Raw genomic sequence first — 270 nt, 5'->3', positions numbered from 1 at the left:
GAGTTGAACGCCGAGATCGAACAGCAGACCTCCGAGGACACGACCACGGGTGCCCCCGAACCGATGGGCCAGCGCGATGCCGTCAAGGCCGACACCCCGCCGCCCGGTCACGGGACGCCCGCCACGTCGTCGGGCCAGAAGGCCATCGGCGTGTCCGGGACAGGCCGTGACGCAACGGATGCGCCGACGCCCAAATCGGATGCCATCATGGCGATCATCGTGCTGGGCGCCAGCCTGTGGCGGCTGCGCAAGGCGAACGCCCGCGACTGA

At 70.0% G+C, this 270-nt stretch carries 1 pseudogene; it reads left to right on the top strand.

Annotation, left to right across the window (positions count from 1 at the left end):
• Window positions 1-270, top strand: a pseudogene (locus tag TW83_RS22215) (hypothetical protein); the annotation flags it as partial.

It is taken from the genome of Paracoccus sp. S4493 (assembly GCF_000967735.1).
Classification (GTDB): domain Bacteria; phylum Pseudomonadota; class Alphaproteobacteria; order Rhodobacterales; family Rhodobacteraceae; genus Paracoccus; species Paracoccus marcusii.
This window is presented reverse-complemented; position numbering and strand designations above follow the sequence as displayed.